At 71.8% G+C, this 22077-nt stretch carries 20 protein-coding genes; 13 read left to right on the top strand and 7 right to left on the bottom strand.

Annotation, left to right across the window (positions count from 1 at the left end; genetic code table 11):
• Positions 1-120: 120 nt before the first annotated feature.
• Complete coding sequence (locus KIK06_RS10560; RefSeq protein WP_268643032.1) at positions 121-1566, bottom strand: L-fucose/L-arabinose isomerase family protein; 1446 nt, start codon at positions 1564-1566, stop codon at positions 121-123.
• A gap of 19 nt (positions 1567-1585) precedes the next feature.
• A complete protein-coding gene (locus tag KIK06_RS10555; RefSeq protein ID WP_017601002.1) occupies positions 1586-2635 on the bottom strand; it encodes a LacI family DNA-binding transcriptional regulator in 1050 nt (349 codons plus the stop codon).
• Between the two features lie 326 nt (positions 2636-2961).
• On the opposite strand from KIK06_RS10555, the gene KIK06_RS10550 reads away from it, so the two are divergent.
• The 8 genes from KIK06_RS10550 to KIK06_RS10515 all read left to right on the top strand — a co-directional run bounded on the left by KIK06_RS10550 (position 2962) and on the right by KIK06_RS10515 (position 10868).
• Positions 2962-4485: a sugar ABC transporter ATP-binding protein gene (locus KIK06_RS10550; protein ID WP_268643031.1), complete on the top strand. Its 1524-nt coding sequence runs from the start codon at positions 2962-2964 to the stop codon at positions 4483-4485.
• Positions 4485-5534, top strand: coding sequence for an ABC transporter permease (locus KIK06_RS10545; protein ID WP_268643030.1), 1050 nt, complete (start codon positions 4485-4487; stop codon positions 5532-5534). The genes KIK06_RS10550 and KIK06_RS10545 overlap by 1 nt, the downstream gene beginning before the upstream one ends.
• Positions 5518-6630, top strand: a complete 1113-nt coding sequence (locus tag KIK06_RS10540; protein WP_268643029.1) for an ABC transporter permease — start codon at positions 5518-5520, stop codon at positions 6628-6630. The genes KIK06_RS10545 and KIK06_RS10540 overlap by 17 nt, the downstream gene beginning before the upstream one ends.
• The gene (gene rhaS, locus KIK06_RS10535) at positions 6627-7694 is read left to right on the top strand and encodes a rhamnose ABC transporter substrate-binding protein (protein ID WP_268643028.1); all 1068 of its coding nucleotides are present in this window, start codon (positions 6627-6629) and stop codon (positions 7692-7694) included. The genes KIK06_RS10540 and rhaS overlap by 4 nt, the downstream gene beginning before the upstream one ends.
• A 154-nt stretch (positions 7695-7848) precedes the next feature.
• On the top strand, positions 7849-8166 hold the full coding sequence (locus KIK06_RS10530) for an L-rhamnose mutarotase (protein ID WP_268643027.1): 318 nt from the start codon (positions 7849-7851) through the stop codon (positions 8164-8166).
• Between the two features lie 37 nt (positions 8167-8203).
• Positions 8204-9640, top strand: a complete 1437-nt coding sequence (locus KIK06_RS10525; RefSeq protein ID WP_268643026.1) for a BNR repeat-containing protein — start codon at positions 8204-8206, stop codon at positions 9638-9640.
• 304 nt (positions 9641-9944) lie between these two features.
• On the top strand, positions 9945-10526 hold the full coding sequence (locus KIK06_RS10520; RefSeq protein WP_017601009.1) for a TetR/AcrR family transcriptional regulator: 582 nt from the start codon (positions 9945-9947) through the stop codon (positions 10524-10526).
• A gap of 54 nt (positions 10527-10580) precedes the next feature.
• Positions 10581-10868: a YciI family protein gene (locus KIK06_RS10515; RefSeq protein ID WP_017601010.1), complete on the top strand. Its 288-nt coding sequence runs from the start codon at positions 10581-10583 to the stop codon at positions 10866-10868.
• Between the two features lie 99 nt (positions 10869-10967).
• Here the strand turns inward: KIK06_RS10515 and KIK06_RS10510 are convergent, their stop codons facing one another.
• The 3 genes from KIK06_RS10510 to KIK06_RS10500 form a co-directional block, all read right to left on the bottom strand.
• Positions 10968-11597: a hypothetical protein gene (locus tag KIK06_RS10510; RefSeq protein WP_268643025.1), complete on the bottom strand. Its 630-nt coding sequence runs from the start codon at positions 11595-11597 to the stop codon at positions 10968-10970.
• A 301-nt stretch (positions 11598-11898) separates the two neighbouring features.
• Complete coding sequence (locus KIK06_RS10505) at positions 11899-12474, bottom strand: snapalysin family zinc-dependent metalloprotease (RefSeq protein WP_268643024.1); 576 nt, start codon at positions 12472-12474, stop codon at positions 11899-11901.
• Between the two features lie 388 nt (positions 12475-12862).
• Positions 12863-13567, bottom strand: a complete 705-nt coding sequence (locus KIK06_RS10500; RefSeq protein WP_268643023.1) for an AAA family ATPase — start codon at positions 13565-13567, stop codon at positions 12863-12865.
• 867 nt (positions 13568-14434) lie between these two features.
• Between KIK06_RS10500 and KIK06_RS10495 the strand changes: the two genes are divergently transcribed.
• From KIK06_RS10495 to KIK06_RS10480, 4 genes are all read left to right on the top strand, one after another.
• Positions 14435-15166, top strand: coding sequence for a dienelactone hydrolase family protein (locus KIK06_RS10495; protein ID WP_268643022.1), 732 nt, complete (start codon positions 14435-14437; stop codon positions 15164-15166).
• Positions 15167-15238: 72 nt separating this feature from the next.
• Positions 15239-16663, top strand: coding sequence for a CoA transferase (locus KIK06_RS10490; protein ID WP_268643021.1), 1425 nt, complete (start codon positions 15239-15241; stop codon positions 16661-16663).
• 181 nt (positions 16664-16844) lie between these two features.
• A complete protein-coding gene (locus tag KIK06_RS10485) occupies positions 16845-17219 on the top strand; it encodes a VOC family protein (RefSeq protein WP_268643020.1) in 375 nt (124 codons plus the stop codon).
• An 85-nt stretch (positions 17220-17304) separates the two neighbouring features.
• Complete coding sequence (locus tag KIK06_RS10480; RefSeq protein ID WP_268643019.1) at positions 17305-17946, top strand: TetR/AcrR family transcriptional regulator; 642 nt, start codon at positions 17305-17307, stop codon at positions 17944-17946.
• Here the strand turns inward: KIK06_RS10480 and KIK06_RS10475 are convergent.
• Both KIK06_RS10475 and KIK06_RS10470 read right to left on the bottom strand, forming a co-directional pair.
• Positions 17929-18648 carry a tyrosine-protein phosphatase gene (locus KIK06_RS10475; protein ID WP_268643018.1) on the bottom strand — a complete coding sequence of 240 codons (720 nt, stop codon included), beginning with the start codon at positions 18646-18648 and terminating at the stop codon, positions 17929-17931. The genes KIK06_RS10480 and KIK06_RS10475 overlap by 18 nt on opposite strands.
• Positions 18645-19967: an MFS transporter gene (locus tag KIK06_RS10470; RefSeq protein WP_268643017.1), complete on the bottom strand. Its 1323-nt coding sequence runs from the start codon at positions 19965-19967 to the stop codon at positions 18645-18647. Before KIK06_RS10470 ends, KIK06_RS10475 begins: the two co-directional genes overlap by 4 nt.
• Before the next feature lie 185 nt (positions 19968-20152).
• Here KIK06_RS10470 and KIK06_RS10465 point away from each other — a divergent pair, with 185 nt between their 5' ends.
• Positions 20153-21934 carry a glycoside hydrolase family 3 protein gene (locus KIK06_RS10465; protein ID WP_268643016.1) on the top strand — a complete coding sequence of 594 codons (1782 nt, stop codon included), beginning with the start codon at positions 20153-20155 and terminating at the stop codon, positions 21932-21934.
• Positions 21935-22077 lie beyond the last annotated feature (143 nt).

The following is a 22077-nucleotide window of genomic DNA, read 5'->3' as shown; positions in this document are numbered from 1 at the left end:
AGGGGGAAGGTATGCCCAGGTCAGTAGAACGTTTCACATGAGATGCGGGAGGATCCCCGCGTCGTTCACCGGCCAGGCCGGTTCCGCCGCGCCGTCCCCGGCGCGGCGGAACCGGAGGGATCAGACCGTCAGGTGGACGTACTCCAGCCCCATGAGGTCGGCCACGGCGCGCACGTCGGCCGCGCGGTGCCCGGTGCCCAGCGCCCAGTGGTGGGCGATGCCGGTGGCGCTCCAGGCGTCCACCCACTCGCCGGGGTCGCAGCCGAAGTCCACGCGCGAGGTCGTGTTGCCGATCCGCAGCAGCGGGCCCTCGCCGGTGAGCCCCTCGGCGGTCAGCAGGGCGAACGACCCGTCGCGGCGCTGGATGACCCCGAACAGGGTGACCGGGCCGTGCCTGACGTCGAACTCCACCGATACGCCCCAGCCGCGCTTGCCGTGGTAGACGCCCAGGCCCCGCAGCAGCGGCCTGCGCGCGCTGATCGCCAGGTGCGCCGGGCCGTCGTGGCCCATCTCCACGTGTCCGCGGGTGAAGTCCAGGGCCTGGAGTTCGGTGAAGGACCCGCCTCCGCCCAGCCGGTCCATCATCAGCATCGCCATGCACGTGCGCAGCTCGAACTCGCCCACGGCCGGAACCCCCCGGGCGGTCAGCAGCGAGGCGCCCAGGATCATCCCGGCGCCGAGCCTCTCGTGCAGCTCGCCCGCCAGACCCCGGTGGTAGTAGGACAGGCTGTCCAGGGAGAAGTCGTCCACGAGGCGGTCGAGCCCGACCGCCACCTGGGCGCCCCAGCGGAAGTCCTCGGCCACCACGGAGTCGGTCACCTCGAACACCTCGCGGGCCTCGGCCAGCTTGGCCTCCACCGACGACTCCTCGGGGCCGGGCACCCGCTCGCGCAGGTCGTCGAACTCCACCACCTCGACGTGGCCGCCGAGGTTGCGGGCGATGAGCGTGGGGTCGGTGGCCACGTCCATCATCCCCGGGTACACGTGCCCCATGAGCCCGTGCCGCGCGTCCCGCATGGTCGCCCGCACGCCCGCCGCGCGGATCCAGCGGCCGATCCGCTCCCAGGCGCGTTCGTCCTCCAGGTGGCCCGACACCGAGCGGAACTCCACGCCCAGGCGCTCGAACAGGTTGGCCATCTCCGGAAGGGGACAGGCGCCGCAGTAGGCCAGCCACTGCCCGGTGTCGAAGGTGGCGTGGTCCATGGACTCGGTCGGCTGCAGGTTGACGAACAGCACGGGGGCGTGGCCCCGCTGGGCGATCGGCGCGATCATCGACGAGGTCAGATAGGTGGTCAGGAAGCAGACGATGAGGTCGCAGTCGGCGGAGCGCAGGCGCTCGGCGGCGGCCGCGCCCTCCTCGGCGTCACTGACGAAGCCGACGTCGACGACGTCCGCGTCGAACCCGCGCATCCGCTCGGCCACGCGCCCGGCGGAGCGGCGCAGCCGCGGCAGCAGGTCGGGGAACTGCGGCCAGTACGTGCCCAGTCCGCCCGCCACCAGGCCCACGGTGGGTTGGTTCCGGCGGGTGCGGGCTCCTCCGGTGGCGGAGCCGGTCGTGACGGTCATGCTGGACACTCCTCAGTTGTCAGGTCCGGCGCGCGGCGGTGGACCCCCGGACCACGAGTTCGGGGGTGAACCACACGCGCTCGTGCCGGTGGTCGGGGTCGTCCAGCTCCGAGCCGAGCAGACGCATGGCCGAGCGGCCGAGCTCGTACTTGGGCTGGGCGACGGTGGTCAGGCCGGGGTGGACGAGGTCGGCGAGGTCGACGTTGTCGTATCCCACGACCGAGATGTCCTCGGGTACGCGGACACCGCGCTGGCCCAGGCCCTTCATCAGGCCCAGCGCCAACTGGTCGTTGGCGCAGAAGACGGCCTGGGGGCGGTGGCGGGGGCCGCCGGTCAGTACCGCGTCGACGGCGCGCTCGCCCTGGACCGCGTTGAGCTGGGGCTGCTGGACCACCCGGACGGTTTCCTCGGGATCGAGGTCGGCCTCGGCGCACGCGTCCAGCAGGCCCCGGTGGCGCTGCCGCACCTGTTCGATCGCGAAGGGGCCGGTCAGGAACGTGATCCTCTCGTGCCCGAGCCCGATGAGGTGGCGTCCGGCGGCCAGACCGCCGGCGTGGTTGTCGACGCTGACGCTGCACCCCACGTCCTCGGACACGTCGCCCCGGTCCAGGGCCACCCAGGGGGTGCCCTGGCGGCTCAGCCACACCAGGTCGGACAGGTCGTCGTCCACGGGCATGACGACGGCCCCCGCGGCGCGCTGTTCGGCGAGCAGGCGCAGGTTGCGCCGCTGGCGCTCATGCCGCTCCGCGGAGTTGAGCAGGACCACGGCCAGTCCGGACTCGGCGGCCTCGTCCTCGACCCCGCGCGCGACCTCGGTGAAGAAGGGGTTGGTGACGTCCAGGACCAGGAGTCCCACCGAGCCGCTGCGGCCCGAGCGCAGGCTGCTGCCGGAGGAGTTGCGCACGTAGTCGAGTTCGGCGATGGCCTCCTCGACCTTGCGCCGGGTCGCCTCGGCGACGCGTTCGGGGCGGTTGAGGACGTTGGACACGGTGCCGGGGGAGACCCCGGCGTGCCGGGCGACCTCGGTGATGCCTACCGTGCGGCGGCTGGCGCGTGGACTGGGGCTCAAGGACTCTCCCGGGCAGGCTCGAACGGTCGGTCGTAGGGCGACGCGAACGGCATGGTACTGACACGGCCCTCGGATCGGGCACTCATGCTCACATCCGGATTGAAACGTGTCAATAACCTTCCAGAAAACCGCGCCAGCGGAGGGGGCGACGTAGGCTCGGGCGAGAGGGCGACTGTGGGTCGTTATCAGGGTGAGACCTGGGATTTCTTGGGTCGTCCCCTTGACGTGATGGTGTGTCCCACTTAACATCCACTTCATATTAAAACGTTTTTTGCTCGGTTGTTCTGGATCGCCAGGAGCCGGCACACGAAGTAAGGAGGGCGCACGTGGCGGACGACCGATCACCGGTGCCTCCACCCCTCGCACTGGTCGACGTCACCAAGTCCTTCGGGAGCGTCCGGGCCCTGCGAGGACTGTCCCTGCACCTGCGCGCCGGGGAGATCCACGCCCTGGTGGGGGAGAACGGCGCGGGCAAGTCCACCCTGGTCAAGACCATCGCCGGGGTCCACCGCCCCGACGGCGGACAGGTCCTGGTCGACGGGGCGCCGACCGAGTTCACCGCGCCCGCCGACGCCCAGCGCGCCGGGGTCGCGGTCATCTACCAGGAGCCGACACTCTTCCCCGACCTGTCGGTGGCCGAGAACATCTTCGTCGGCCGACAGCCCCGCACCCGGCTGGGCACCATCGACCGCGCCGCCATGCGGCGCGCCACCCGGGAGGTCTTCGACCGGCTCGGCGTGGACATCGACCCCGACCGCCCCGCGCGCGGGCTGTCCATCGCCGACCAGCAACTGGTCGAGATCGCCAAGGCCATCACCCGCGACGCCCGCGTCCTGGTCATGGACGAGCCCACCGCCGCCCTGTCGGGGGTCGAGGCCGAGCGGCTGTTCACCGTCGCCCGCGCGCTGCGCGACGGGGGAGCCGCCCTCCTGTTCATCTCCCACCGCTTCGACGAGGTGTTCGGACTGTGCGACCGCATCACCGTCGTCCGCGACGGCGCCTTCGTCTCCTGCGACCCCACCGGTGACCTGGACGTGGACACCGTCGTGCGGCGCATGGTCGGCCGTGACGTCACGAGCCTCTACCCCAAGGAGGAGGCCGAGTTCGGCGACACCGTCCTGGAGGTCGAGGGCCTGACCCGCCACGGCGTCTTCTCCGACGTCTCCTTCTCGGTGCGGGCCGGTGAGATCGTCGCCCTGGCCGGGCTCGTGGGGGCCGGGCGCAGCGAGGTCGTGCGCGCCGTGTTCGGCGTCGACCGCTACGACGCGGGCACCGTCCGCGTCCGGGGCGGGGACCTGCCCGCGGGGCGGCCCCGCGCCGCCATGGCCGCCGGGATGGCGCTGGTCCCCGAGGACCGCCGCCAGCAGGGCCTGGTCATGGAGTCCTCCATCGAGCGCAACGCCACCGCCACCCGCCGCTGGCCGCTCAGCCGCCTCGGGCTGCTCAGCTCCCGGGCCGAACGCGCCAGCGCGCGCGAGTGGGGAGCCAGACTCCAGCTCAAGGCCGGTGCGTTCACCGACGCCGTCGCCACCCTCTCCGGCGGCAACCAGCAAAAGGTCGTCCTGGCCAAGTGGCTCTCGACCGAACCGCGCGTGCTGTTCGTCGACGAGCCCACCCGCGGCATCGACGTGGGCACCAAGGCCGAGGTCCACCGCCTGCTGTCCACCCTGGCCGGCCAGGGACTGGCCATCGTCATGGTCTCCAGCGAACTGCCCGAGGTCCTGGGCATGGCCGACCGGGTCCTGGTCATGCACGAGGGCCGCCTCACCGCCGAACTCGACCGCGACGAGGCCGACGAGGAGTCGGTCATGTACGCGGCCACCGGACAGCGACCGAGCGAGGCCGCCTGATGAACTCACCCGTCACCGCGCCGCCCGCCGCCACGGCGGGGGCCCCGACCAAGCCCGCGGGGCGCCCGTCCGGCCGCCCACGGCAGGTCCGCGAGATCGGCGTCCTGCTGGCCGTCGCCCTGCTGATCGGCGCCACCTGGCTGCACAACCCCGGATTCCTCTCCAGCCAGGGCGTACGCGACCTGTTCCTGGGCGCCACCGTCCTGTCCGTCCTCGCCGTCGGCCAGGCCCTGGTCCTCATCACCAAGAACGTCGACCTCTCGGTCGGCTCCGTCATGGGGCTGGCGGCCTTCGGCACCGGGATCCTCTTCGTCACGTTCCCGGGCCTGCCCGTGCCCGTCGTCATGCTCGCCGGGGTGCTCATCGGCCTGGTGTGCGGCCTGGCCAACGGCCTGCTCGTCACCGCCGTCCAGGTCCCCGCCCTGGTCGTCACCCTGGGCACCCTGTACGCCTACCGCGGCCTGGGCCACTGGTGGGCGGCGGGCGGCCAGGTCAACGCCCACGACATGCCCGAGTCCTTCCTCGCCCTGGGCCGGGTCAGCGTCCTGGGCGTGCCCCTGCCCGCGGCGATCGCCGTCGCCGTGGTCGTCGCGGTCGGCCTCTACCTGTCCCACTACCGCTCCGGCCGAGAGCTCTACGCGATCGGCTCCAACGCCGACGCCGCGCGCCTGTCCGGTATCCCCGCCGGACGCCGCGTCATCGTCGCCTTCGCCGCCAACGGCGCCCTGGCCGGACTGGCCGGGGTCCTGTTCGCCGCCCGCTACGGCACCGTCGACTCCACCGTCGGCACCGGCATGGAACTGCAGGTCGTGGCCGCCGCCGTCGTCGGCGGAGTCGCCATCGCCGGGGGAGTGGGCACCGTCTACGGAGCCGCCCTGGGCGCGGTCCTGCTCACCACCATCACCGCGGCCCTGCCCATCTGGCAGATCAACCAGTTCTGGCAGCAGGCCGTGGTGGGCGCGCTCATCCTGGCCGCGATCGGCCTGGACCGCCTGCTGGCGCTGCGCACGGCCCGCAAGCTTCGAGGAGGAGGTGCCCGTGGCGCCTGAACGCGTCATCACCACCCCGGCGTCCGGTGCCCCGGCGGCCGGTCCCGACCCTCGGCCCGGGGGCGTGCGGCGGATCGGTTCGCTGCTGTCCCTGCGCGAGTCACCGGTCGTCGCCGTCCTCATCGTGACGCTGCTCGGCGCGTCCCTGTTCGTGGACATGTTCGCGACCGGACGCAACATCAACTTCCTGCTGCTGAGCATCGCCGCCATCGCCCTGATGGCCCTGCCGATGACCCTGATCGTCATCACCGGCGAGATCGACCTGTCGGTGGCCAGCACCCTCGCCCTGAGCAGCGCCACCCTGGGCGTGCTCTGGGAGGCCGGGGTGCCCATCGAGACCGCGCTGTGGATCTGTCTGGCGGTGGGCGCGGGTCTGGGCGCCCTCAACGGCGTCCTGGTCACCGTCCTGGGGCTGCCGTCCCTGGCCGTCACCATCGGCACCATGGCCCTGTACCGGGGGCTGGCCTACGTCCTGCTCGGCGACCGGGCGGTCGCCAGCTACCCGCGCGGCTGGGTCAGCGGCGCCCGCGACCCCTTCCTGGGCATCGAGGGGCTGCCGTGGATCGCCGTGGCCGTCCTGGCCCTGGCCGCGCTGTTCGCGGTCCTGCTGCACGCCACGTCCCTCGGGCGCTCCCTGTTCGACATCGGCAACAACGACGAGGCCGCGCGCTTCTCCGGAACCCCCGTCAGGTGGACCAAGTTCTGGCTGTTCACCCTCAGCGGCGCGGTCGCCGCCGGCGCCGGGGTGTTCTGGACCCTGCAGTACGGCACCTCGCGCGCCGACACCGCCTTCGGCCTGGAACTGCAGGTCGTGGCCGCCGTCCTGCTGGGCGGCGTGTCCATCTTCGGCGGCGTCGGCTCGATCCTGGGCGTCATGAGCGGCGTGCTGCTGCTCGGCACCGCACGCAACGCCCTCCAGCTCTTCGGCCTGACCAGCGAGGTGCTCCAGATCGTCACCGGTCTGATCCTCATCGCCTCGGTCGTCGCACCGAACCTCGTGGCCCGGATCCGCTCCAGACGCGCACCCGGCCCCGACCCCGTCCCCATCCCCGTCACCGGCTCCACCGACCGTCCACGTACCGGAGAACAGTCATGATCGATCCCCTGCGCCCGCGCCACCTGACCCTGATCGCCGCGGCTGCCGCCGTGCTGATGACCGCCGCCTGCGGCGGCACCACCATCGACGACGCCGAGGAAACCGACACCGCCGGGCCGACCGGCACCGCCGACCCCGACGCGGAGATCCCCGAGGGCCTGAAGATCGACTTCCTGCCCAAGCAGCTGAACAACCCCTACTCCGACATCGTCAACGCGGGCGGGGCCCAGGCCGTGGAGGAACTGGCCGGGGAGTACACCGAGCGCGGCGGTACCGAGCCCACCGCCGACTCCCAGGTCGAGTACATCAACGCCGCCAGCCAGGCGGCCAGCGACGTCATCGTCATCGCCGCCAACGACCCCGACGCGGTCTGCCCGGCGCTGAACGAGGCCCGCGACAACGGCGCCGCCATCATCGGCTACGACTCCAACGCCAACTGCACCGACGTGTTCGTGACCCAGTCCACCGACGAGCTCATCGCCCGCGCGCTGGTCGAGATGATCTCCGGGCAGATCGGTGGCGAGGGCACCTTCGCCATCCTGTCGGCCACCCCCAACGCCACCAACCAGAACACCTGGATCGCGGCGATGGAGGAGATCCTGCGGGAGGACGAGTACGCCGACCTGGAGCTGGTCGACACCGTCTACGGCAACGACGACGACCTGCAGTCCTTCCAGGAGATGCAGGGCCTGATGCAGTCCTATCCGGACCTGGACGGCGTCGTGTCGCCGACCACGGTCGGCATCGCCGCGGCGGCCCGTTACGTCAGCGACTCCGAGTACAAGGGCGAGGTCGCCATCACCGGTCTGGGCACCCCCAACCAGATGCGTGAGTTCGTCCACGACGGGACCGTCGAGGAGTTCGCCCTGTGGAACCCGCACGAGCTGGGCTACCTGGCGGGCTACACCGGGGCCGCGCTGAAGGCCGGACAGATCACCGGCGCCGAGGGGGAGACCTTCACCGCCGGTGAGCTCGGCGAGTACACCATCGGCGAGGACGGCGAGGTCGTGCTCGGCCCGCCGACGGTCTTCAACGAGGACAACGTCGACGACTTCGACTTCTAGCCCGCCCGTCGCCCGCCATCGCCCAGGGGCGCCGCGCGCGTGGGGGCCACCGCCCTCAACGGACTCCCGCGGGTGCTGTGACCCCTCTCCCAGGGGGCGGACCGGACCCCTCCCTCCGGACCGCCCCCGTCCCCCTCTTCACGAAAGGAACGCCGTGCAGCGCGTCTGCTTCGTGCTCAAGGTCCGCCAGGAGCGGCTGGAGGAGTACAAGGAACGGCACGCCGCCGTGTGGCCCCAGATGCGCGACGCGCTCAGCGCCACCGGCTGGCACAACTACTCCCTCTTCTGCACCGACGAGGGCATGGTCGTCGGCTACCTGGAGACCGAGGACTTCGAGGCGGCCCGCGCCGCCATGGCCCGCACCGACGTCAACGACCGCTGGCAGGCCGAGATGGCGCCGTTCTTCGAGGACCTGCCCGGCCGACCCGACGAGGGCATGCTCCCGCTCACCGAGATCTTCCACCTGCCCTGACCACCGCCCCGACACCCCCTGGCAGAAAGGCCCCCCGATGCCCCCTCGTACCCCCTCCGGGTGCCGTGTCCTGAACACGGCCCTGGCCCTGGCGCTGGCCGTTCCGCTCGGGGTCGCCCCGGCGATCCCGGCGGCCGCCGCCGACGCGCCCTCGGCCACACCCCTGGGCCAGCGGACCCTGGACGAGCAGGCCCTGTACTTCGTCTCCTACGACGGACTGGTCAACAACGGCTCCTACCAGCAGTCCGGCATCATCACCCACGGCGACCACCAGTACGCCGCCTGGTACACCGAGTCCCGTCACGCCGTCGTGGCCCGACGCGACCTCGACGGCGGTGACTGGCACACCGTCCAGCTGCCGCACCGGCTCACGGTGGACGACTCCCACAACAGCATCTCCCTGGGCGTCTCGACCGAGGACGGCCGACTGCACGTGGCCATGGACACCCACAACACCCCGGTGTACTACACGCGTTCGGCGGCGGGACTGCTCACCGACGACGCCCCCTGGACCGTCGACTCCTTCGAGCCGGTCGGCCGGGACCTGGCCGGCCTGGACATCGGCTCGATCACCTACCCCCGGTTCATCAGCGCCCCCGACGACGGGCTGCAGCTCGCCTACCGGACCGGCGGCTCCGGCGACGGCACCCTGGAGCTGGCCGAGTACGACGGGGACGGCGACTGGACGCACCTGGGCGCGTGGTCGTCCCCCGAGGGCTCCTACGCGGCCAACGGAGCGGTCAGCACCAGCCGCAACATGTACCTGCACGGCATCGGCTACGGGGACGACGGACGCCTGCACGCGTCCTTCACCTGGCGTGAGACCGCCGCGGGCGGGGACATCCTCTGCCACCCGGGCGGACTGTCCAACCACGACACCGGCTACGTCTACAGCGACGACGAGGGGCGCACCTGGCGTACCGACGACGGCGCCGTGGCCGCGGTGACCGGGACCTCCCACCGGGTGTCCGTGGACACCCCCGGGCACGTGGTCGACCCGCTGCCGTTGAACTACGCCCTGATGAACCAGGAGTCGCAGGCGGTCGACTCCGAGGGCAACCCGCACGTGGTGATCAGCTACCGGCCGGGCCGGTTCGGGCACTGCTCCACCGACTTCGTCCGCGACCGCCGCGATCAGGGCTACGCCTTCCACCTGTACCAGGACGACGCGGGCCGGTGGCACAAGTTCGAGATTCCCGAGCCGCTCCGGGCCTTCGGCCGCTCCCGGCTGGTCCTGACCGACGAGGACACCGCCTACGTGGTCATGCCCTTCGGTCGGATCATGGCCGCGACCAGTGAGTCCGGCTGGACCGACTGGACGATGGTCCACGACGGGTCCGACATCGACGCGTTCGGCGAGGTGCTCGTGGACGAGTCCAGGGTCGCCTCCGAGGGAGTGCTGTCGATCCTCTACCAGGAGGCCGGGGACCAGCCGTCCACGCCCATCCGGGTCGCCGACTTCCGGCTCGGCTGACCCGCTCAGGGCCGTCGGCCCGCCCACCGGGGCCCGTGCGTGCGTGAACCCGCTCGGCCCGATGACACCCCGACCCGCGTCGAGCACCGCGTCGTTCCCGGGAAGGAGGCCCGATCGGGGCCGGTGCCCCCCGTTCCGGTGCGGCGGCCGGGGAGGCGGCCGACGTTCTTCGGGCTTGCGGTCTGAAACCGCGGCCCGCGACCTCGGTGACGCGCCCCCTTGCCAGGCTAGGACGGGTGTCCTAATGTTGTGGCCGTCGCCTAGGACGATCGTCCTAGAGCGGGTCGTCGAACGGAGGTGTGTCGTGGGCACGCGCGAGCAGATCGTCGACGCGGCCGACCGCCTGTTCTACGAGCAGGGCTTCGAGCCGACGTCGTTCGCGGTGATCGCGGAGGCCGTCGGGATCTCCCGAGGCAACTTCTACTACCACTTCAAGACCAAGGACGACATCCTCCACGCGGTGATCGAGGCCCGGTTGGAGAGCACCCGGGAGATGCTCACCGCGTGGACGGAGAGCTCGACGGACCCGCTCGACCGTGTGCGGCGGTTCGTCGAACTCCTCATCACCAACCGCGACGACATCGAGAGCTGCGGCTGCCCGGTCGGGACGCTGACGAACGAGCTCGCCAAGCTCGACCACCCCTTCCGCGCGCACGCCGTGGGCGTCTTCGAACTGTTCCGCACCTGGTTGCGCGAGCAGTTCGAGGAGCTCGGGTTCGACACGGAGGCCGACGACCTCGCGATGCGGGTCCTCGCGTCCAGCCAAGGCATCGCCACGCTGTCGAACGCCTTTCACGACAGCGAGTTCGTCCACCGCGAGGTCGACCGGATCAACACGTGGTTGACCGGCCTGCCGGCCTCCCGGGTATCCGCCGACCGCGCATGACGAGCGACTTCCGTTCCCCCTTCTCCCGTACCCCCTGTCTGTGAGGAGACCCTCGTGTACATCGTCCTGCTTCGCCTCTCCGCCAACGGCTCCGCAGCCGCCGACCACATGGAGGCCCACCGCGAATGGATCCGCCAGGGCATGGAGGACGGTGTCTTCCTGCTGGCCGGGAGCATCGAACCGGGGCGGGGCGGCGCGCTGCTCGCCACGGGGACCACGGAGGAGGACCTCCAGGCACGGGTCGCGAAGGACCCGTTCGTGATCAACGACGTCGTCACGGCCGAGGTCCTGGAGGTCTCCCCGGGGGTGACGGACCCGCGCCTGGCCTTCCTCAAGGACTGAGACCGCGCGCGGAGGCCGCCGTCGGGCACCCCCGGTCACGGGGAAGGCGCGGCGGCGGCGTGAGCTTTGTGGCGCTCATGGGCCCGGTCCCGCCCGGCCCTACTCCTCCACCCGGATCACCGCGGTCTCCGGCGCGTCCCACGCGGCGGTCAACAGTGCCACGACCACCTCGGTGCCTGCCACGAGCTCGAATGGGATCCGTACCGTCGCCGTCCCGTTCGGGTTCACCTCCGTGTACAGCACGTCATCGTCGTCCAGAGCGAAGATGCCGTCCGAGTTGACGCCGTACCGGTTTCCCTCCGCGTCCACGATCTGCGAACCGTCGATCTCGGGCGTCTGCGGACCGTTCGAGCTGTTCGTCAGCTCCACATCCAGAACGAGGAACTCCCACCCCTCCGCGGTGACCGCGTTGCTGTAGGAGCCGTTGATCTGGCTGGTGCGCTCGACTCCGACGATCGACACGTCCCAGATCCCATCGGACGCGGTCTCTCCCATCGGTACGCCCTCAGGGATGTCCGGGGTCGCTTCCACGGGATCGGCGGGCTCGTCGAGTCCGGGCTCTTCGACCTCGTCCGCGAAGCCTTCCTCCAGGTCGGTACCGACGTCCTCGAACGCGGCCTCGAGGCTGGCGCGCAGGTATGCCTGGTTGCCGAACCATCCGGCGCCGAATCCGATGATCAGCGCCGTTGCCGCGGCAGCGGCGGTCACGATCCAGCTCGTCCTGTTCATGTGCGCTCCTCGGGAGTCAGGGCGACCATAGGGTGGAGCGGGTTTCCCGTGGTTGGGGACAGTAGACCTGACGGTACGCCGTCTCAGGAGAAACGTGAGGGGTACTGGTGAGTTGTCATCAAGGCGAGACCAGTGGCCACGGGAGTCGGTCCGATGCCGTGGACATGGAGGAAGGGCGCCTGCTCCTCGTGTCACGTCGGGCGGTCCCACACGGATGCGGCGGGAGCGTGACGCCTTCGGCGCCGGCCCGAATCGGCGGGCCGGCGCCGAAGGTCTTCGGCCGCGGAGCCGGTGCTTACGCTCAGGCGCGATCGACCATGAGCTGACCGTCGGCGGCGCGCTGGCCGGTCAGGCCGCTGCCGTAGTTGGCCTCGACCCGCGAGCGCTCATAGGCGTCGGGGTAGGGGTTGGTGCAGTTCACGCCGCCGGTGGAGCCCGACATCAGCGACGAGCACGGGCCGGGCTTGGCGTCGGGCAGCCCCAGGCTGTGGCCGAGCTCGTGCGCGGCGATGCGCACCGCGTCGTAGCCCGCCGCGGTGCCCTGGCGGCCCATCCAGACGACGACCTGCCCGCCCGGGCGCACCGGGCCCAGCTGGGCGCGGGGCCAGCCGTTGTCGGCGATGATGCGGATCTCGGCGTGCCGTCCGACGGGGGCCGGCTCCAGACGGACGTTGCTGACGCTGTAGTTCCATACGCGCACGGCCGAGGAGACCGCGGAGGTGTACTCCGCTGCCCGGCTGGCGTCGTAGTACAGCACGGTCTGGCGCAGCGGCTGGGACCGCTCCGCGGGTGCCGCGGTGGCCGGTGCGGCACCCGCCAGCGTCAGCGTCAGCGCGCTCAGCGCGATCAGGAGGGGGGTGAGGATACGTCTCAGCATGGGGGTCTCCCTGGGGGTGAGGGTGCTGATCCATGTGGTGACCCGGTGGGGTCGGCCTGATGCTATGTGTAGTGACTTTTCACCACAAGATGGGCAGAACGCCTAATTTTGGCGCTGTGCACCGGCCTGGAGGTCGCGGGATCGGGTGAGCTGCTGGAGCTCTGCCCCGAGGGATTCGTCCGCCCGACGACCGGCTCCACCCGGGCGGACCAGCCGTGCGCGAGCGGGCCGCGCTCCAGCTCCCCGGCGATGGTCCCGGTCCCGTCACCACGGGCGAAGCGCTCGGCCACCCGTATCCGCACCTGTTCCCGTCGCTGGTGCCCCCGGGGCGTCGACCGCCCCTCGCGCGTACCTCATGGGGGCGCCGTACAGCCGTGACCAGCCGGTGTCACGAGGTATGGGACATCACGGGTTCAGGCTGAGTGGAAGGCGACCCCATCGCGGCGTGCAGGGGACCACGGGTGTGCGAGCAGGAGCCGAATCGGATCCAGGCCAGCTCCCGCGCACTGCTTCGGTCGAGTGCGAGCAGACTGCGCGCGCCCGGCGCGAACGCCGCCGGCCCCTGCCGGGCGGCCGCGCGCAGCCGCCGCCAGCGCCGCGAATGCACCCGGTGACTGCGGTCGGTCACCCGCCGCCCCCGGGCGTTCTGCCCGCTCCGGGCCTCCTGCGGGGTGGCGTCGATCATCACCACGTGTACCTCGTACCGGCGGAGTCGGCAGAGCAGGGCGAGCAGCACACGGACCGGGCGCCGGGTTCCGCACTCGTGCACCACCACCGGGCCGCCGCACAGCGCCGCGGCCACCCGGGTCAGGTGCAGCACGTGCACCACCCAGCGCCACAGTGGGTAGGGGATCCGGCCGAGCAGCGACCCCAACCGGTACCGCGACTGCAGTGAGTCGATCACCCGCACACCGTCCGCGGTGAGCACGGTCCGCTCCTCGTCCCCGCGGAGACCGAACAGCCGCCGTAGCAGGGTGCTCTTCCCGGCACCGGGTACCCCGGCGACCAGGACCAGGGATCGTTGAGGGTAGACCGCTCCGCGCACCATCACGTCATTCACTGTAGGCACATATCGCACCAAACCCTGGAACATTTCCGGTAGCTCCTCAAAGCCGACCTTCGCGCCGGTGAGGCACGGCTCCACAGCGGCCGCGTCACCGACGTCATGGTGCTCTGGTAGGTGCGGGCGATGGTGGAGTCTACCGAGATGTCCCAGATGATCAGCTCCTTCGCGTCGGCCCGGATCTGGAGCCGCTCGAATATGCCGGTCCGCGCCTGGAACCGTATGCCGTTGATCAGCTGCCGCCTGGGGTGCGCCGGTGGCCGCTCGGGATTGACGCCCTTCGGAGGCAACGGCTCCAGCGCCGCCCAGCGGGCGTCTGTCGGATCCGCCCGAGCCACGGGACATGATCATCGCATGACCTTGATCCGCTCACGAAACACGCCCCAGCGCCAGGGCCGACGGTCCCCGGACGGGCCGCGGCTGTACGCGCTGGGAGGGGGACCACCACGTGAGCGAGAAGCGGATCGGGCAGGCGGGGCGCCGGGTGGTGTCCATCCCGGAGAGTACGAGGATGAGGGAGAGGCCCTTTCGGTGGGGTCGGTGAGACGCGTGCGGGTTCGGCCCCTGGGTGTCGCCCAGGGCCTTTCGTCGTGCCGCTGACCTGCGGACAGGCGATAGCTGAGTGATCCACAGAGTTTTGCGGAACCGGTTGCGGAGGCGTGTCCCGCTATCTGTCGTGGGAAAAGATTTCGCCTCTGGATTTCCCTCCTCGGTGAGAGCGTCCTTTCCGCACGTGGACACTTCCCGGAACACTCATCGCCTTGTCAGCGATAGGTCAGGTTTCACGTCCCCTCGTCGGCCCCTGCCCCGAATGACGAGTCCCTTTCGCACCCGTGCGGCCGGAGGGCGGTTACCGAACGGTAGGGTTTGGGCGTCGCGGACGGACGGGAGACGACTGTGCCCGAGCTCGACCTCAGCGCGTTCACCGAGGACAACGACGGCTCACCGAGGCTGCGTGCCTACGTGGCCCGACCTTCGGGGGAGGGGCCGTGGCCGGGGGTGGTGCTGGCCCACGAGGCCTACGGCGTCGACGCCGAGATGCGTCGCCACGCCGACCGCCTCGCCGAACTCGGCTATCTCACCATCGTCCCCGACCTGTACAGCGAGGGCGGCCTGATGCGGTGCATCGTGCGGGTGATGCGGGCCCTGTCCGCCGGGCACGGGCGTGCGTTCACCGACATCGCCGCCGGGCGCGAGTGGCTCCTGGAGCAGCCCGAGTGCACGGGGAGGATCGGGGTCGTCGGCTTCTGCATGGGCGGCGGGTTCGCGATCGCGACGGCTCCCCGGTTCGACGCCGCCGCGCCCCACTACGGCGTCACGCCCTATGACGTGCGCGAGGCCGTCCGGGGCGCCTGCCCGACCGTCGCCAGCTACGGGGCGAGGGACAAGATGGTGCCGGGCGGTGCCGTCAAGCTCAGGGCGGCGCTGGACGAGGCGGGTGTGGTCAACGACGTGAAGGAGTACCCGAACGCCGGTCACTCCTTCATGAACGTCGCGCCGAACGGTCCGCGGTCGCTGCAACTGGTCCTGCGCGCCTTCGGGGTCAAGCGGGATCCCGAGTCGGCCGCCGACGCCTGGCGCCGCCTGGACGCCTTCTTCACCGAACACCTGGGTGGCGGGCGGGGCTGACCGGCCAGACCCGTGGCCGTAGTCCCACCCCCGGTTCGGGGCCGCTGGAGGCGGGGCGGGGAGTATGAGGCCATGGCGAACGAACGCGATGCGACGACAGTCCAGGCCTGGAAGGCGATCGGCGGATCCGCGGACCTGACCGCGAAGGTGTCCTACCGGGGCGCGGGAGAGGTGCTTCCCGCCGTGCTGCCGGTGCGGGAGCTCGCACGCGCGACGGTGGGGGCGTGCTCGCTCGCCGCGGCCGAGCTGTTGGCCGCGCGCGACGGGGGGACCGTCCCCGGGGTGGAGGTGGACGAAGCCGCGGTCGCCACCGCGTTCACCAGTGAACGGCACCTGGTGGTGGACGGCCGCGCGCTGACCCCCTTCGCGCCCCTGTCGGGTTTCTGGAGGACCGCCGACGGGTGGGTGCGCACCCACGCGAACTACCCCCACCACCGTGCCCGACTGCTGGCCGCTCTGGGGATCGACGGCGGTACCGGCCGCGGCGGCACGAGCGGGAAGGACGACGGCGGGGCGGCGCTGGTCGGGCGACTCACCGAGACGTTGGCGGGGCTCACCGCACAGGAGGTCCAGGAGAGGGTCTACGCGGCCGGCGGCCTGGCGGTGGCCGTGGCTCCCGAGCCGGGCAGGGGGTCGATCACGCGTGGTCAGCCCCTGGCCGAGACCGTGGCGGCCGGGGGGACCGGCGGGCGGCGGTTGTCGCCCGCGGACGTGCCCGCCGCCGGGGTGCGGGTCCTGGACCTGACACGGGTCATCGCCGGGCCGGTCGCCACCCGGACGCTCGCCCTGCTGGGAGCGGACGTGCTGCGCGTGGACTCACCCGGCCTCCCGGAGGACCCCGACAGCCACATCGACACCGGGTGGGGCAAGCGCTCCACCCTGCTGGACCTGGACTCGGCCGAGGGACGGGGCGTCTTCCTCGAGCTGCTGGACTCGGCCGACGTGGTCGTGACCGGGTACCGGCCCGGATCCCTCGACCGGCGCGGTCTGGCGGCCCGGGAGCTGATGGCTCGCCGCCCCGGCCTGGTCGTCGCCCAACTGTGCGCCTGGGGGTGGTCGGGCCCGTGGGCCGACCGGCGGGGGTTCGACAGCCTGGTGCAGGCGGCTCGCGGTATCGCGGCGATCGAGGCGGACTCCGAGGGGCGTCCGGGCGTACTGCCCGCCCAGGCACTGGACCACGGCACCGGTTACCTGCTGGCCGCGGGGGTGCTGCGGGCGCTGTGCGAACGGCAGACCGACGGCCGGGGCCGCCTCCTGCGGTTCTCTCTGGCGGGGACCGCCGACTGGCTGCTGAACGACGTCACCTCCGAGCCCGTTCGGGAGGGCGGCTACGAGGCCGCCGACTGGCTGACGGAGTCCGCCTCCCCCTACGGGCCGCTACGTCACGCCCTTCCACCGGTCCGCTACGAGGGATCACCCGGGACCTGGGCCGGTCCCCCCACCCGCTGGGGCACCGACGCCGCCGCCTGGCTGGGGGCCGGGGAACAGGGCGCGTGACGGAGGCGGGCAAAGGGCTGGGCAGCCCGCCCAGGGAACGGCCGCGGAACCTTTCGCGGAGCCCTGGAAACGTCGGACGACCCCTGTAGATTACGCGGAGCGCGTCCTCCGGCTGTGCGCGTGGGCGGTGCCGCGGGGAGGACCGACAGACGTGAGGGACGGAGAGGGAGGAGAGCCGGAGATGATTCGCGGGCTTCAGGCCGTCGCGTTGGACTGTGCGGAGCCGGTACGGCTCGCGGAGTTCTACGCGCGACTGCTCGGCGGGCAGGTCGTGGTGGATCCCAAGGACCCGGACTGGGTGGAGGTGCGCGGGTTCGAGGGGACGCCGCTGGCCTTCCAGCGGGTGCCGGACTACCGCCCGCCGCAGTGGCCGGGGCAGCAGGCGCCCCAGCAGGTGCACCTGGACTTCGACGTGGACGACATCGAGGCGGACGAGAAGCGCGTGCTGGAGCTCGGCGCGACGGTACTGGAGCGCACCGACCAGCTGCACCCGGAGGCCAACTGGCGGGTCTACGCCGACCCGGCGGGCCACCCCTTCTGCCTGTGTCTCCACTGAGGGCCGGGACCGCTGAACCCGGGCGGGGCCGTGACCGTCCAGGCACACGGGCCGTCCCGGGACGAGGCGGCCTATGATGCCGCCTATGGCACCCTTGGGCGAGGACGGAACGGCTGCGATCGACGACGGGCGCATCGTGCGCGGTGGCACACGCCGTGCGGCGATCCTCGCCGCCGCGACCCGTGAGTTCGGGCGCAAGGGGTACGAGAGCGCCCGCATCGCCGACATCGCCCGCGAGGCGGGTGTGACGGACGCGGGAGTACTGCACCACTTCCCGCGCAAACGCGACCTCTTCGTCGCCGTCGTCGAGCTACGGGAGGACGTCTACCGCGAGGTCCACGACCACGAGCCCGCCAGCGTCCGTGAGCTGTTCGACGGGATGGTCGCCGCGGTTCGCCGCGCCAGCCGGGACCCGGACCTCGTCCGGTTCCGCAGGATGCTCACCGGCGCGGCGGGTATCGAGGGGCATCCCATCGGGGACCGCCCCCGGAGGAACCTCGAACGCGCCCTGGACATGTTCGTCCCGGTCGTGCGGCGCGGGGTCGAGTCCGGCGAGCTGGCCGCGGACACCGACCCCGAACAGGTCGTCCTGGAACTGCTGGCCCTGAACGAGGGCATCCGGGACCAGTGGGTCACCCTCCCGGAACGTGTCGACTACGTCCGCGCCTTCACCCGCGCGGTGGACTCCCTCCACCGGCGCATCGCCGCGTCAGCCGACCGCCAGTAGCCGGTCGCGCAACCGTGCGAGCGTGCGCGCGTCCAGACCATGTGCCGTCAGGTACGTGGTCGCGCCGCCGTACCGTTCGTCCAACCGCTCGAACGTCTCCTCCATGACGTGGGCGGGACTGCGCGTGACCAGAGCCTCGACCCGCGGCGTGATCTCGACCCCCATGGCGCGTACGGACGAGAGCACGCCGTCGGCCCACGCTCCGCCGAGGTGGGTCTCGCTCAGTGCGTAGTCGGCGACGACCGCGTCCCGGTCCACCCCCACAGCGTCCAGGAGGAGCGCCACGGCCAGCCCCGTGCGGTCCTTTCCCGCGGTGCAGTGCACCAGGACGGCGCCGTCCCGGGTCTCGGCGACGAGGCGGGCGAGGCGCGCGAAGGTGCGACCGGCGCCGTCCAGCAGGCGCGCGTAGACGCGGTTCAGCGTCGGGACGTCCGTCAGGGCGCCGACGGCGCCGTCCAGTAGGGGCATGCGGACGGTGGCGGGATGCACCGCCGGGGTGTTCGCGGTCTCCCTTTCCGAACGGAGGTCGACCACCAGGGCGAAGTCGTCGCGGAGTGCCGCGCGGCCGGCGTCGGTCAGCCCAGCGGGCCCGGCGGAGCGGCACAGCGTTCCGGGGCGGACGTTCGCCGCCGGGGCGCGTGGCCCTCCGAGGTCGCGGAAGTTGACGAGGCCTTCGGGCGCGCGGACGGGTGTCGTGGTCACGGGGTCGCGTCCTCGGTGTGGGTGGGGGCGGGGCGGTGCGTGGTCGTGGGGGTGCGTCGAAGGACGGAACGGAGGCCGGGCAACACCGCGAGGGAGAGCAGGACCGCGACCGCGCCCGTCAGGTAGAGGGAGGCGTAGTTGTTCGCGTGTCCGGACACCGGGTCCGGGCCGCCCAGGGTGAGGGCGAGGGGGGCGAGCGCGGGCGCGACCGACTGCGGGATCGTCTTGGCGAGGTTGAAGATGCCCAGGTACTTGCCCTTCTCGTCGGCGGGCAGCGTCCGCATGACGAGAGCGAGGTCGATCGAGTAGTACACGCCGAGGGCGAAGCCCGCGATGACCGTGCTGGCCCAGAAGACCGCGAGGTCGCCGCTGTAGGCCTTCATGAGCAGCGACGCCGCCATGGCCGCGGTCGCCGCGACGACGAACGGGCCGTAGTCGCCCCGGCGCGACGCCAGGTACCCGCACGCGAAGGCGGCCGCGGTGTTCAGACCGGCTCTCGCGACCGTCGCCACCGAGGTCAGGGACACCGCGTCCGCCTCTCGCATCCCGAGCCGCTCGATCAGGTAGAAGAGGCCGAACGTCCCCACGATCGTGTAGCCGAACTGCATCACGCAGCGCTGCACCCACACGAGCGAGAACCGCGGTACGCGCAGCGGGTTGAACAGGAACGCCCGGAACACGTCCCGGATCCTGCGGTCGGGGCGTTCGCGGTCGGAGGCGGGAGCGTCCGGGACGATCGAGCAGACCGCGCCCACGATCACGAGCGAGACCATCGGCATCGCCAGCATGACGACGGGCAGGTTGTCGGCGAACACCGCGGCCACCAGCATCGCGGGGACGATACCGAGGAAACCGAAGGCGCCGAACACGCCCGACGCCGTCGCGCGCTGCTCCTCCGGAACCTGGTCGGCGAGCATCGCGTTGAGCGCGGCCAGGACGGCGTTGTAACCGACCTGCCCGAGCGCCCAGGCCGCGGTGAGCCAACCGACACCGGGTGCCACCAGCATGAGGACCGCGCTCACCGCGCCCAGGAGTGATCCGGAGACGATCCACGGGCGGCGGCGACCGAAGTGGGACCGGGTGCGGTCGGACAGGTGGCCCCAGACCGGGTTCGAGACCAGGGCGGCGACCGCCCCGACCGCCGTGACCAGCGCCAGCGAGGCTTCCTTCGTCTCCGGCGCGATCTGCAGGGTTTTGAGGGAGAGCGAGACGACGAGCGCTGTGGCGAGGGGCCCGATCGCGGCGAGTTCGATCAGGGCGAGCAGGTAGAGGCGTGATGTGGGGATGCGCCCCGGTGGGCGAGGGGATCTGGGTGGCACGGCGGCGGTCCTTCGGTCTGTGTGTACTCGTTGGTGAGGTGCTGGGCGTGTGCCCGAGCGTCCGACGCGAGCGTAGGGAGCCGTCCCGACCCCGGAGCTGAATACCTAGTGGCCACTAAGTAATGCTTAGTGAACACTAGGTCCGAGGGGTGTGGTCCCTGTTCAGCGCGTCCTAGCGTGAGCGCATGCACATGATCGACACACCTTCCCCGGCCGCTTTCTCCCCCCGCGTGGAGGAACTCCTCGACACCATGACCGTGGCGGAGAAGGCCGGCGCCCTCCTCGTCGCGCGGGTGACGATGAACCCGGACGGCACCCCGTGGGAGGGCGCGGACGCCGAATCGCCGTTCGGCTTCACCCCGACCACCGAACTGCTCCTCGAGCGCCACGTCGGGGCGCTCACGTTGATGAACATCCCTGGAGTGGAGGAGCTGGCGCGTTGGGGCGAGGCGATCCGGGCCACCGCGGCGCGAACACGGCTGGGCATCCCGGTCGCGGTCGGATCGGACCCCACGCACGGCCGCGGTCGCAACGGCCAGGTCAGTCAGAGCGGCGCGGGCTTCAGCACGGTGACCGAACCCGTCGGACTCGCCGCCACCTGGGACGCGGGGCTGGTCGAGGAGGTCGCCCGGATGATGGCGGGCGAGCTGCGCGCGGCCGGGATCCACCTCGCGCTGCATCCCATGGCCGACCTGGCCACCGAACCACGGTGGGCGCGGGTCGCGGGGACCTTCGGAGAGGATCCCGGGCACGCGGCCGCGATGACGCGGGCCTTCGTCCGCGGCCTTCAGAGCGGCGGCGCGCACGAGAGGGTGCTGGCGACCGCCAAGCACTTCCCCGGCGGCGGCCCGCAGCGGGGCGGTGCCGACGCCCACTTCGAGCACGGAGCGCACACGGTGTATCCCGGGGGCCGCTTCGACGAGCACCTCGTACCGTTCGCCGCCGCGATCGACGAGGGCGTCGCGATGATGATGCCCGCCTACGCCGCGCCGCTGGGCCTCGACCACGACGAGGTGGGATTCGCCTTCCAGCGGGGGATCGTCACCGACCTGCTGCGCGGTCGGCTCGGCTTCGACGGGGTGGTGGTGACGGACTTCAACGTCGTGACGGGCATGCGTCTGCCGCGCCTGGGGATCGAACTGCCGGTGCGCGCCTGGGGGCTCCTCCACCTCCCGCCGGTCGAACGCGTCGCGCGCCTGTTCGACGCCGGTGTCGACCAGCTCGGTGGAGAGGACGACCCGACACTCGTCCTGGAGGCCGTCGACCGCGGCCTCGTCACCGAGGAGCGCCTCGACGCCTCCGTCCGGCGAGTGCTGCGGGACAAGGAGCGGCTCGGCCTGCTGGACGACCCGTCAGCCGGGGCGGTCGGCCCCGTCACCGTCCGCGAGCGCGTCGCGACCGCGCGGCACACGGCGCTCGCCCGCCGGGCGCAGGCGGCGTCCGTCGTCGCCCTGACGGGCCGTCCGGTCCGTCTCGGCCGGGGCGTGCGCGTCTACGCGGAGGGCGTCGACCCAGGTGTCCTCGCCGGGTACGCCGAACCGGTGGACACCGTGGACGACGCCGATCTCGCGATTCTGCGGCTGGCCGCGCCCTTCGACCACCACCCGGACGGAAGCCTCGAAGCCGCCTTCCACTCCGGGAGCCTGGAGTTTCCGGAGGAGACCGTCCGGCACGTGGAGCGCATCGCCGCCTCGGTCCCCGTGGTCGTCGACGTGTTCCTGGAACGGGCGGCCGTGCTGACCCCGATCGCCGCCATCCCGGACGTGACACTCCTGGGCACCTTCGGTGTGGACGACGACGTCCTCCTCGACGCCGTGAGCGGTCGGGCGGCCGTGAGCGGACGGCTTCCGTTCGACCTGCCCCGCTCCGACGCGGCCGTCGCCGAGGCCCGGGAGGACACGCCCTTCGACACCGCCGACCCGCTCTTCCGGTTCGGGCACGGCCTGCGCTGGTCCGCCAGGACCTGAGCTCCACGGCCGGACACCGCTCACCTCGGGTCGGCGCGCCCCCCGAACCCGGCTCGGTGACGGCGGTCCGGAAGCGGGTTCGCCGCCGGAACGGAAGCGGCGCATCCGGCGGCGCGGCCTCGGCCCGGGGCGTCGACAGCGTC

It is taken from the genome of Nocardiopsis sp. EMB25 (genome assembly GCF_026797795.1).
Taxonomy (GTDB): Bacteria; Actinomycetota; Actinomycetes; order Streptosporangiales; family Streptosporangiaceae; genus Nocardiopsis; species Nocardiopsis lucentensis.
This window is presented reverse-complemented; position numbering and strand designations above follow the sequence as displayed.

What these genes read in the sequence shown, in the direction of transcription:
- KIK06_RS10560 (WP_268643032.1), bottom strand. Translation starts at nt 1,566, where the DNA reads ATGACCGTCACGACCGGCTCCGCCACCGGAGGAGCCCGCACCCGCCGG.
- KIK06_RS10545 (WP_268643030.1), top strand. Translation starts at nt 4,485, where the DNA reads ATGAACTCACCCGTCACCGCGCCGCCCGCCGCCACGGCGGGGGCCCCG.
- rhaS (WP_268643028.1), top strand. Translation starts at nt 6,627, where the DNA reads ATGATCGATCCCCTGCGCCCGCGCCACCTGACCCTGATCGCCGCGGCT.
- KIK06_RS10525 (WP_268643026.1), top strand. Translation starts at nt 8,204, where the DNA reads ATGCCCCCTCGTACCCCCTCCGGGTGCCGTGTCCTGAACACGGCCCTG.
- KIK06_RS10510 (WP_268643025.1), bottom strand. Translation starts at nt 11,597, where the DNA reads ATGAACAGGACGAGCTGGATCGTGACCGCCGCTGCCGCGGCAACGGCG.
- KIK06_RS10505 (WP_268643024.1), bottom strand. Translation starts at nt 12,474, where the DNA reads ATGCTGAGACGTATCCTCACCCCCCTCCTGATCGCGCTGAGCGCGCTG.
- KIK06_RS10500 (WP_268643023.1), bottom strand. Translation starts at nt 13,567, where the DNA reads ATGTTCCAGGGTTTGGTGCGATATGTGCCTACAGTGAATGACGTGATG.
- KIK06_RS10490 (WP_268643021.1), top strand. Translation starts at nt 15,239, where the DNA reads ATGGCGAACGAACGCGATGCGACGACAGTCCAGGCCTGGAAGGCGATC.
- KIK06_RS10485 (WP_268643020.1), top strand. Translation starts at nt 16,845, where the DNA reads ATGATTCGCGGGCTTCAGGCCGTCGCGTTGGACTGTGCGGAGCCGGTA.
- KIK06_RS10480 (WP_268643019.1), top strand. Translation starts at nt 17,305, where the DNA reads ATGGCACCCTTGGGCGAGGACGGAACGGCTGCGATCGACGACGGGCGC.
- KIK06_RS10465 (WP_268643016.1), top strand. Translation starts at nt 20,153, where the DNA reads ATGCACATGATCGACACACCTTCCCCGGCCGCTTTCTCCCCCCGCGTG.